Below are 11,449 nucleotides of genomic sequence, written 5' to 3'. Positions count from 1 at the left end.
TCCATTGGTCCGGCCCTAGGGGCTATCCTATACTTTCATTATATCTTAAACAGCTTGGAGCGAAAGAGCGGAAAATGTTGAGAAAAAGAGGTGCGTTATGCTGAAAAAAAGGGGAACCTGGGGCGACAAGGGTAGTAAACTGGAATTCGGTTTATTCACACTGCCCGTAATCTTGTGCATTACGATTGCATTTTATATTCCGTTTTTGATGACGATACGCTATTCCCTGACCAAGTGGAACGGCATATCCAAACATCCGAAATTTGTAGGTTTGGATAACTTCAAGCAAATCCTGCTTGGGGACGCCAATTTTGCACATGCAGCCTGGTTTACCGTCAAGTATGCCATCCTGTACATTGTATTGGTGAATGTGCTGGCCATTTTGCTGGCGCTCGTTCTCGATATGAAGCTGAAAAGCTCGGCTTGGCTGCGGGCGGCCTTCTTTATCCCGTATATCCTCAGTCTCGTGATTGTCGGCTTTATATGGAAATTCATCTTCATGCAAGGCTTTGAGTCACTGGGACACAGTACAGGCTGGGGTATCTTCCAGCTGAGCTGGCTGGGTGAGGAAGGGCTCGCGTTTGTTTCCATTTTGGCGGTATCAATCTGGCAATCCATTGGCTTTTACATGGTCATTTATATTGCAGGCTTACAATCTGTGCCAGAGGATCTAAAAGAAGCTGCCATTGTTGATGGCGCGGGGCCGATTCGGAGATTTTTCAGTATTATTCTACCGATGCTCGCACCTTCCATTACGATCTCAGTCTTCATGGCACTGACCAACTCGATCAAAGTGTTTGACGTCATTTTATCTCTGACCGGCGGTGGACCGGGAGGTACGACATACAGCATTGCGTATGATATTTACCGGGACACATTCCAGAACAATCTGTATGGCTACGGAACAGCCAAAGCATTGATTTTATTCGTTGCAGTCCTGATCATTACGATTATTCAATTGTCTATTTTCAAACGCAGGGAGGTTGAAGCCTGATGCAACGCAGCCGTACGGGACGTATTTTGCTAGAAGCGGGCATGATTGTATTATCACTGTTATTTTTGTACCCGCTGTTTCTCGCCATTAACAATTCGTTCAAAAGCTTCGCTGAGGTCATGACCGACGTCATTGCGCTGCCCAAGCAGCTTTCGCTGGATAATTACGTATATGTATGGAAATTCATCGACTATCCACGCCTATTTCTCAATAACACCATTATTACCGTCGTCGGCCTGGCAGGTATCGTGCTGATATCTTCCATCGCGGCCTACAAGCTGGCAAGAACCAAAAGCAAATGGAGCTCCGTGATTTACATGCTGTGCATTATGCCGATGCTGATCCCGTTTCAGTCCATCATGCTCACTGTCTTGCGACTGGCGAAAGACTTAAATCTGGCAGACAGCACTTGGGGACTTGGCTTGCTGTATTGGGGCTTCGGCGCACCGCTGGCAGTGTTTATCTATCACGGCTTCGTGAAAGGTATTCCGGCTGAGATTGACGAAAGCGCCAAAATCGATGGAGCCTCGGGCTTCCGGCTTTTCTTTTCCGTGATTTTCCCCTTGCTGAAATCAGTCACCGCCACCATTGTCATTATCGACGTGATGTGGATTTGGAACGATTTTCTGCTTCCGCTTCTCATGGTCAACGGCTCACCCAGCACCAAAACGCTGACGCTGGCCGCCTACACCTTCGTTGGACAGTATACGTCAGACTGGCAATATGCCATGACCGCGATGGTAATGGCTGTGCTGCCTTCCATTATCGTATTTATTTTTCTGCAAAAATACATTGTCAAAGGCGTCGTCGCCGGAGCCGTCAAAGGCTGAGTCAAGTATTCGAAGCCAGATGCAAAAAAAAGAGGACTTGCGTGTTGTTCGCGCAAGTCCTCTTGTCTTCGTGATATCCATCATGGGCTTCTGTACAGTATTCATTAAGCCTTAAACTGGCCTAGCGCTTTCAGCATCTCTTCCATAGCAAGCTGTAGGTCAGCAGAGCAGGTATTTAGACGGTTAATCTCTTCCATCTGGTCAGAGGCTGCAACCGATACTTCCTGTGAGCCGCCGCTCGTCCTGCGGGCGATGACAATAATTTCAGTAGCAGAAGCGGTAACTTCCTGCACACCTGCTGACATTTGTTCTGCGGTTGCTGCCATGCTTTCGATCCGTTCCGCAATGTGAGTGCTTCTTTCTACGATATGTTCGAAGCTGTCATGTGTCTTGTTCATCATCCGCAGCCCGCTGTCCACATGCGTTACCACATGTCCAATCGCTTCTGCCGAGCGCTGTACATCTCCATCAATGTTTTGGATAAGCTGCGCCACTTGGCGGGAGGCTATTCCCGATTGATCTGCTAGCTTCCGCACCTCGGATGCTACAACCTCGAATCCTCGTCCCTGCTCACCTGCGCGAGCAGCTTCAATAGAAGCATTCAGCGCCAGCAGTCCCGTCTGTTCAGATATTCCCTGAATAACCTGCATGATTCCGGTGATTTCACCTGATTGACGGTGAAGCGCTTGAATCAGAGCCTCCGTATGCTGGATGGACGAATGCAGCTCCCCCATCTGTTCCACCGTGAGGCGCGCCGTTTCCGCTCCTGCCTCCGCCTGTTGCTTGGAGTAGATAGCAGCTTCCGCAATCTCTGAGGCATTTTCCGCGACATTCTGAATGCCCTGAGCCATCTCTTCCATCGCCGTCTGATTTTCCAACACGCTTCGGGTCTGCGCTCCGGCTCCGTCTGCAACCTGCCGGATGGTGTCTGCAATCCTATTGGCCTGCCTGGTCGATGCTTCAGCAATGACGGCAAGCCGCCCCGTTGAATCGGCTACCGCTCCACAAGCATGCATGCCCTCGGAAATCAAAATGCTCAAATTTTCTCGCATTTCATTATAGTTGACACTCAGCCGCCCAAGCTCATCTCCACTCCGGTCAAGCAGGACAGAAGTAAAATCTCCCTGACCTGCCTTGGCGAGCGCTTGGCCTACACGGCCCAGCCTGCGGTTTACCCTGCTCATGTACCAGAGAATCACGGCTAGCGACACCGCAATAGCAATTACAATTACAATCATAAACTGGCGGATAAACCCGCTAATGATCCCGTCAATGATCGATTGCGATGCACCTACATACAGAATGCCAATCACAGCACCGTCCGCACTGCGGATGGGTGTGTACGCAGCTTGATACGTTTTGCCAACTACTACCGCTTGACCATAATAGGGCTGACCCTGCTTTAAGACAACGGTAGCCACCTTCTCCCATACTTTCGTGCCTACAGCGCGTTTGCCCTCCAGCATGACATTCGTCGCTACCCGTTGCTCCCCTTGAAAGAAAGTCACTGTATCGCCTGTTGCCTCGCCAATTTCATCGACGATTTCCTCATTATTGTTAATCCGTTGGCTCCCCTTATATAATTGCCCGTCCTTGATCTTCCATGCCCCGCTATATTTGTAGTCCACCAGGCGGGTTGCCATATTCAAGTCATTTTTAGCCTTTTCGGTAGCAAAAGCCTCAATACCCTCCTGCATTCGGCTAGTAGCCACATAAGCGATCACGACAGACAACACTATCAAAATGCCGATCACCATACCACTAATTTTTGTGCCTATTCCTATTGTCCGCATGTATTGGATACGTCCTCTCTAATCTGACGCCATGCCGTCACAACTCTATACAACTTAAGCCGAATCTGTTCCATCATGGATACTTATTTTATCGTACAAATTACCTAAAATTTTAATTATTTATCGATTTGAAAATTAATACAGTTCTTATCAGGTGATCTTACCTTCCTTGACAATTCCTCTTAATAATGATTTACTAATTTTACTATTCGTAATTATTACGATTAAAGAAAGACAAAGAAAGCACGTCTGCTTTCCTATCTCGCATGATAACCACTACACCACATTCGACATTTCATGATACTTTCGAAGGGAAGAGTGATTACGTTGGCAAACGCTATGGAATTGGAAAAGAAAATACCGGTCACGGTACTAAGCGGGTACCTCGGCTCCGGCAAAACCACACTGCTGAACCATGTGCTGAATAACCGGGAAGGCTTGCGGGTAGCCGTCATTGTCAATGATATGAGTGAGGTAAACATTGATGCTGATCTCGTTCGTGACGGTGGAGGATTATCTCGTGTGGATGAGAAGCTGGTGGAAATGTCCAACGGTTGCATCTGCTGTACCCTGCGGGAAGATTTATTAAAAGAGGTAGAACGACTGGCACTCGACAAAAGGTTTGACTATATCCTTATCGAGTCCACGGGTATAGGTGAGCCCATTCCGGTAGCCCAGACCTTCAGTTATGTAGATGAGGAAAATGGAATTGATTTGACCAAGCTGACCCGACTGGATACTATGGTCACCGTCGTGAATGCACCGGAATTTTGGAAAGACTTCTACTCTAGGGACTCCCTCAGGGATCGCGGACAGGAAGTGGCAGAAGAGGATGCACGCGGCATCGTTGATCTGCTCATAGAACAGGTGGAATTTTGTGATGTGCTGATCATTAACAAATGCGATCTGGTATCCCCAGAGGAGCTGGAACGATTGGAAAAAGCGTTACGCGGCATTCAACCAAACGCCAAAATCATCCGTTCCGAGTACGGTAAGGTGGACCCAAAAGAGATTTTGAACACGCATCGCTTCGATTTTGAAACAGCTAGTCAGGCGGCAGGCTGGATACAGGAAATGAACAAAGAAGAGCACGTACCGGAGACAGAAGAATATGGCATTGCTTCGTTTGTGTACAAGCGCAAAATCCCATTTCATCCCGAACGTTTGTTGAAATGGCTGGCTCAATGGCCTGCTGAGGTTGTACGTTCCAAGGGATTGGTGTGGCTCGCCACGCAGAACCGCACTGCTTTTACATTCAGTCAGGCGGGTAGCTCCAAACAATTCGCACGCGCAGGACTGTGGGTATCTGCTTTGACTGAAGAAGAACGCGAATACTATCTTGGCGAAGATTTCGAAAAGACACCTGACTGGGACGAAAAGTATGGTGACCGGGTGACCAAACTCGTATTTATTGGTATCGATATGAACCGGGAAGAAATCGAGCGCACTCTGGATGAGACACTGCTGACCCCTGAAGAAATGGAGCAGGATTGGCGCAAGCTGCCTGACCCGTTTACGAAAAAAATATAATGAGGTTATAAAATAAAAGCGCCTTAAGTGAGGAATCCCCCCCCTCTTAGGCGCTCTTATATTATTTATGCTTAACCCATTGCGCGCTATCCACCGGCCAAAAAATCACATCCGCACGGCCAACGATATCTTTAATAGAAACAAAGCCAATAGCACGACTATCCCTACTATTATTGCGGTGGTCGCCCATCACAAAAATATAACCCTCAGGTACCTTGGAATCGGTTATGGTTCCATTTGGAAAATCAACATTGTTATATAGTTCTCCCTTGGCGTGCGCATTCTGAATAGCTCCCTGAATGTATGGCTCCTCTACTTTCTTACCGTTCACATAAAGATGATCGCCTTGATACTGAATCGTATCCCCAGCCACTCCAATAACACGCTTAATAAAGTCTTTTTGTTCCTTTTTCACATGGAATACAACAACCTCACTCGGCTTGGGATCACGAAAATCATAAATCATCTTGTTCACGACCACTCGTTCATCTGTCTTGAAATTCGGTTCCATGGACGCTCCCTCAACAATAAATGGCGCAAATAATAGCCAACGTATAATGAACACGAGCACAATGGCTACAATAATGGCTTTAAGCCAATCGATCATCTCATTTTTCACTCGTGGCTGCTTTTCCTGCAATTGTTCGACAGTTGAATCCGTCAAATGATTTCCACTCTCCATGCACTAAACCCACCCTTTCTCACAGTTTTCATTCCTATTATATGTATAATGTTTAAGTATAATCAAATTTTCCCAGTCTGGCAAAATTGCATTTTTAGTTGAAACAAAAGTGTGAACTTTTTTTCACAATATCAAAAAAACAGTAAAAAACTGTTGATGCAAACGTTAACATATATTACACTGTGCATATACTTCTTAGAGCGTTTTGGACTAATGGTAGATCAATCTGTCCCCCCAGGAGGTGTCCTGTTTTTAGTGGAAAGACAGCATGAGTCACTTTTATAGATGCTATCTTCTTTTAAAATATGAGCTCAAATAAGGAGGAAATTACATGTTTAAACGAAATGATCGTCCAAAAAACGGATTTAACGCTCTAAGGCTCGGTGTTTCTTTTGTTTTCGCTTCTTCTTGTCTTATTGGAACCGCTTACGCAGATACGTCATCCAACGACATCCCTTCTTCTGCACTCACAGAAAAGGCAGTTAGTACAACCGACGCAACAGCTGTCTCCACAACGTTAGCGGCAGGAGATTTGTATGTGTCGCCAAATGGTAACGTGTCCAATCCGGGTACAATATCCAGTCCTACCACGCTCGAAGCAGCACTTACACAAATTGCTCCTGGTAAAACTATTTATCTGCGCGGTGGTAACTACACTTACTCCTCAACGATTACAATTCAGCGTGAAAACAGCGGCAATAACGGCTCACTCAAAGGGTTGGTCGCTTACGGTAGTGAAAAGCCGGTACTTGATTTCTCTGCTCAAGCCTTTGGTTCAGCCAATCGTGGACTTCAACTTAACGGAGACTTTTGGCTAGTAAAGGGCCTTGAAGTAAAGGGTGCCGGAGATAATGGTATCTATATCGGCGGCAGCAATAACCGAATCGAAAACGTGGAAACCCACCACAACCGGGATACTGGACTCCAGCTTGGACGTTACTCGCCTAACGCTTCCACTAGTGAGTGGCCTTCGAACAATTTGATTTTGAATTCTTACTCTCACGATAACGCTGATCCCGATAATGGTGAGGATGCCGATGGCTTCGCGGCTAAATTAACTGTAGGATCAGGCAATGTGTTTGATAACTGCTTGGCTGCGTACAACGTAGACGATGGCTGGGATTTGTATAGCAAAACCGAAACGGGTCCCATCGGCGAAGTAACCATTTTGAACAGTGTGGCCCACCACAACGGGCAGACCTCAGATGGAACGTCTACCGCGAACAGCGACGGCAACGGATTTAAGCTGGGTGGAGACAAAATCAAAGTCAACCATATTGTGAAAAACAGCATTGCTTTCCAGAACAAAAAACACGGCTTCACCTACAATAGCAACCCCGGCAGCATTACGTTGACCAATAATACTTCGTGGGACAATGGACAAAGTAATTTTGCTTTTGACAAGGGTGATCACGTGTTCATAAACAATCTTTCCTTTGAGGGAAGCGCTAGTGACAAAACAAGCGGTACAGATCAGGACAACTCTAGCGTTTGGTGGAAAAACAAAAAATCGACAAATGCCAAAGGTCTGGTAGTCAGTGCAGACGACTTTGTTAGTCTCACGCCTTCTATCACTCGAAGTGCAGACGGTTCCATCCAGCTAGGTGATTTCCTTAAGCTGGCCAAAGGAAGCGATCTGATCGGCTCGGGAACACCGAGCGGCACTAATATAGGGGCACGCTAAACGCCCCTTCCAACTCAGGACGCCCTGGCCCATCTACCAACTTAGACAATTCTGCATAATATAGCGACCGGTGATTGTCCTCATAACCAGACAAAATATGAGGTGAACAGATCATGGAACGAAGAATCACACTGAAACATACACTCGCCTATGGAAGCGGTAACATGCTGGGAAGTGGCGCACTTGCTATTAGCGGTGCGTGGTTAATGTACTTTTATACAACCTTTTGCGGACTGTCTCCCGTTCAGGCCGCGGCCATTTTCTCTGTTGCCAGCATCATAGATGCGGTCAGCAATCCGGTCATGGGCTTTATCAGCGATAACTTTCACCGGACCCGCTTGGGCCGTAAATTCGGCAGACGTCGCTTTTTCATCATGATGGGTATCCCGCTGATGCTCGTGTATCCGATGCTTTGGGTAGATGGGTTGGGCTTCTGGTATTACCTGAGTACGTATGTGCTGTTTGAACTGGTGTATACCTCTGTCATGGTGCCGTATGAAGCACTAGCGTCGGAGATGACCCGGGACTTCGGCGCACGCTCCAGATTGACTGGATGGAAGGCCATGTTTGGCAAAATTGCCAATTTCGCTGCCGCTTTTATCCCTGGTCGCTTTATTGCCGAGTATGGCAAAGACTCTCCATTGCCTTTCTTTTATACTGGTCTCGTTTTTGCAGCTATTCTGCTGATTGCGATGGCATTCTTATACAAAAACTCCTGGGAACGTCCAAGTGAGGAACTGCAAAAGGAACTGGAAGGTGAAGCTCCGCTTTCCTTTATAGATTCGATGAAAAAGTTGTTTGTCGACATTTCCTCTACCTTCCGAGTCAAGACGTTCCGTCATCATCTCGGGATGTACCTGGGCGGCTTTTCAGCTGAGTGGCTGTTTACTTCTGCTTTTACGTACTTTATTGTCTTCTCCTTGTTCCAAAGCTCGGAGATGGTATCCAATTTGAACAGCTTTAACTCTGTCATTCAATTGATTTCTACCTATTTCTTCATCCAATTCTGCGTGCGTAAAGGGTTCCGTATGCCTTTCATCGCCGCACTCGTTGTCGTTTGCTTTAGCGTAGCTGGTTATGGCCTGCTCTATATAACGGGAGCCTCGAATACGATGGTATGGCTATATGTCATCACCCTGTTCATGGGGCTTGGTACTGGGGGCGTCTACTACATCCCTTGGAATCAATACACGTTCCTTGCCGATGTGGATGAAGCGTTGACCGGCCGTCGCCGGGAAGGTATTTATGCAGGTATGATGACTTTTGCCGGAAAAATGGTGCGGGCCGTTGTCGTCTTCATTCTTGGCTGGGTATTACAGCATTTTGGCTTTGTATCCGGGGCTGATAGTCAGCCAGTCGCTGCTCAGCACGCCATCTTTTATGTACTCGTGGTCGGTACCATCGTTCTCGCGATCATCGGTATGATTGCGTCTGTCGTGATGAAGCTGGATATTGACAGCCACAAGAAGCTAATCGCCGAAATTGACCGCCTCAAAAACGGTGGCTCCATGAAATCAGCCAAACCGGAAGCACGAAAGGTATTCGAGGAACTGACAGGTTTCCATTACGATCGGTGCTGGGGCAACAATAACGTGGGCTTCAAGAACAAACCTGTTGACCCTAAAACACACACTCCGTCTATGTAATAACAATAACAAATACAGATTAAACATTTACTAAAGAGGTGACTGTATCATGGCAAATCCAACATCACAACCAACCACCAGTCCTACAAAAACAGATTCTTGGGCAGTACGTATGAGCGATTCCGTTCTACAACGAAGTCCGGAATTTTATGAAAAATGGGAATATGACCACGGCGTCATTTACAGAGGTCTGGAATGGGTTGGCGAACTGACAGGCGATCCCAAGTATATGGAATATATAAAGAAACATATGGATCATTTTGTTGACGAAAATGGCGTTATTCAGCGCTATAAAGTAGATGAATACAATATTGACCATGTGAATAACGGCAAGCTGCTCTTCTCTCTGTATCGTGCTACAGGAGATGAACGATATAAAAAGGCAGCCTACCAATTACGCAGTCAGCTGGAAAAACACCCGCGCACAAGCGAAGGCGCATTCTGGCATAAGCAAATTTATCCGTATCAAATTTGGCTCGACGGCTTGTACATGGGTGCCCCGTTCTACGCTGAATTTATCCGTGAATTCGGAGATCCGTCAGAGTTTGACGATGTGACCCTGCAATTCAAGCTCTGCTATGAACATACACGTGATCCTAAAACAGGCCTGCTCTACCATGCCTGGGATGAGAAAGGTGAGCAGCATTGGTGCAACCCGGAAACAGGCTGCTCCAAAAATTTCTGGGGACGCTCGATGGGTTGGTTCGTTATGGCACTCGTTGACGTGCTGGACTATATTCCAGAGGATCATGCAGACCGTCCCGTCCTGATTGATATGCTGACGGAAACACTGGAAGCCCTGCTGAAAGTGCGTGATAAAGAAAGTGGAGTCTTTTATCAAGTGCTCAACCTGGGCCATGTGAAAGGCAACTATCTGGAAGCCTCTGCTTCCTGCATGATTCTCTATGCTATTGCCAAGGGCGTTCGCAAAGGCTATCTGCCAGAGCAATATCGTCAAGAGGCAGAAATTATCCGTAAGGGAATTATCGATGAATTTATCACGATTACTGAAGAAGGACTCGTGAATCTGAACAAAACGGTGCAAGTAAGCGGTTTGGGTGGTAAAGATCGTCGGGATGGCACCTTCGCTTACTATATCAGCGAGCCGATTATAACCAACGATCCCAAAGGTATCGGGGCTTTCATTCAGGCGATGGGTGAAGCAGAACGCATCTAAACACGCGAAGTATAAACCTTAATTGCAAAAAGGACGGTGGCCATCAGCCCCGTCCTTTTCTTACATATAAACATATCCTACTTCATAACCTTAAACTCATATCCCTGTTTCTTTAGGAATTCTATAATTTGCGGCAACGCTTTTGCGGTTTCTTCTTTACCATAGGTGTCATGCATGAGTATGATGGCTTTTTCACGACCTTTGACTGACCTTATAAACTGGTTGATTAGTGCCGGTGCCTTCTTGGATTTCCCCTCTGCATCCTTCGTTAATACATTCCAATCTACCTGATGATAGTCCTTTTGATGTAAAACTTTATCCAAAGCAGCCATCCCCTGTGGATCTCTGCTATTCCATGTCATGTGGCCCCCCGGAAACCGGATCATTCTTGTGGTGAACTCTGGCCCCAGAATACTTTTTAACACCTTATTGTTCCTCTCAATATCCTGCATAACATGGTCCGTGCTTACCCTCTTGTTAGGATATAAATACTTATAATTATGAGAGTACGTGTGGTTTCCTATCGCATGACCTTCTTTAACAATTCTTTTGATAATGTTCCTGGTATGTTCATTTTCATCGGCTTCTTTTCCTACGATAAAAAAGGTTGCCTTGACCTTCTGTTTTTTCAGAATGTCTAATATTTTAGGTGTTACCGTCACGGATGGACCATCATCAAAGGATAAGTAGGCCACTTTTTTACCATCGGCTCCATCGGGCATCTGCCCTAGCATTTGCTGTTTTAAATATTTTTCGACAAAGGCACCATCTTCTACTTCGGGGTCGCTTTTTGGAGAGACTGCTTTACCATTTGCTCCCCCATTTACTTTACCTTTTGATGAGTCCTTGGATACGGAATCTGTTTTTTTAGCAAGCTCCTGTGTTGGCGCATGCGTTTTGTTATCTGAGACCTTTATCGCAATGAAAGTAATACAGCCTGCCACAAATAATATAATAGCAAGTAAAATTAGTCTTTTTCTGTTCCTCTTCAAGCGGTGTTCTCTTGTCCTACTATGTGAATAGCCCTTTTCCATTAGCTTATGTACCTCCCACTAAAATAAGAAAAACCACCGGATCAGGGTTGATGTACACACCTTAGAATGGACATGGGAA

9 protein-coding genes are annotated in these 11,449 nt (G+C 46.3%); 6 read left to right on the top strand and 3 right to left on the bottom strand.

Annotated elements, in window-relative coordinates:
- Nucleotides 1–97 precede the first annotated feature (97 nt).
- Complete coding sequence (locus NLX82_RS14190; RefSeq protein WP_013312582.1) at nucleotides 98–994, top strand: carbohydrate ABC transporter permease; 897 nt, start codon at nucleotides 98–100, stop codon at nucleotides 992–994.
- Nucleotides 994–1,824, top strand: coding sequence for a carbohydrate ABC transporter permease (locus NLX82_RS14185; protein WP_013312583.1), 831 nt, complete (start codon nucleotides 994–996; stop codon nucleotides 1,822–1,824). The genes NLX82_RS14190 and NLX82_RS14185 overlap by 1 nt, the downstream gene beginning before the upstream one ends.
- Before the next feature lie 104 nt (nucleotides 1,825–1,928).
- On the opposite strand, the gene NLX82_RS14180 is transcribed toward NLX82_RS14185, so the two are convergent.
- Entirely contained in the window at nucleotides 1,929–3,617 is a 1,689-nt protein-coding gene (locus NLX82_RS14180) for a methyl-accepting chemotaxis protein (RefSeq protein WP_076156622.1), read from the bottom strand.
- A 327-nt stretch (nucleotides 3,618–3,944) separates the two neighbouring features.
- Here NLX82_RS14180 and NLX82_RS14175 point away from each other — a divergent pair, with 327 nt between their 5' ends.
- Nucleotides 3,945–5,147: a GTP-binding protein gene (locus tag NLX82_RS14175; RefSeq protein WP_081047510.1), complete on the top strand. Its 1,203-nt coding sequence runs from the start codon at nucleotides 3,945–3,947 to the stop codon at nucleotides 5,145–5,147.
- Nucleotides 5,148–5,208: 61 nt separating this feature from the next.
- Here the strand turns inward: NLX82_RS14175 and lepB are convergent, their stop codons facing one another.
- Entirely contained in the window at nucleotides 5,209–5,829 is a 621-nt protein-coding gene (gene lepB, locus NLX82_RS14170) for a signal peptidase I (protein WP_023990950.1), read from the bottom strand.
- A 331-nt stretch (nucleotides 5,830–6,160) separates the two neighbouring features.
- Between lepB and NLX82_RS14165 the strand changes: the two genes are divergently transcribed.
- From NLX82_RS14165 to NLX82_RS14155, 3 genes are all read left to right on the top strand, one after another.
- On the top strand, nucleotides 6,161–7,513 hold the full coding sequence (locus NLX82_RS14165) for a right-handed parallel beta-helix repeat-containing protein (protein ID WP_254348351.1): 1,353 nt from the start codon (nucleotides 6,161–6,163) through the stop codon (nucleotides 7,511–7,513).
- A 113-nt stretch (nucleotides 7,514–7,626) separates the two neighbouring features.
- On the top strand, nucleotides 7,627–9,159 hold the full coding sequence (locus NLX82_RS14160; RefSeq protein WP_025719365.1) for an MFS transporter: 1,533 nt from the start codon (nucleotides 7,627–7,629) through the stop codon (nucleotides 9,157–9,159).
- Between the two features lie 49 nt (nucleotides 9,160–9,208).
- Nucleotides 9,209–10,336: a glycoside hydrolase family 88/105 protein gene (locus tag NLX82_RS14155; RefSeq protein ID WP_023990952.1), complete on the top strand. Its 1,128-nt coding sequence runs from the start codon at nucleotides 9,209–9,211 to the stop codon at nucleotides 10,334–10,336.
- Between the two features lie 77 nt (nucleotides 10,337–10,413).
- On the opposite strand, the gene NLX82_RS14150 is transcribed toward NLX82_RS14155, so the two are convergent.
- Nucleotides 10,414–11,370 carry a polysaccharide deacetylase family protein gene (locus tag NLX82_RS14150; protein WP_028540861.1) on the bottom strand — a complete coding sequence of 319 codons (957 nt, stop codon included), beginning with the start codon at nucleotides 11,368–11,370 and terminating at the stop codon, nucleotides 10,414–10,416.
- Nucleotides 11,371–11,449 lie beyond the last annotated feature (79 nt).

Source organism: Paenibacillus sp. A3M_27_13, from assembly GCF_024213315.1.
Classification (GTDB): domain Bacteria; phylum Bacillota; class Bacilli; order Paenibacillales; family Paenibacillaceae; genus Paenibacillus; species Paenibacillus polymyxa_B.
The sequence above is the reverse complement of the archived record's forward strand: the minus strand, read 5'-3'. Positions and strand labels throughout refer to the sequence as shown.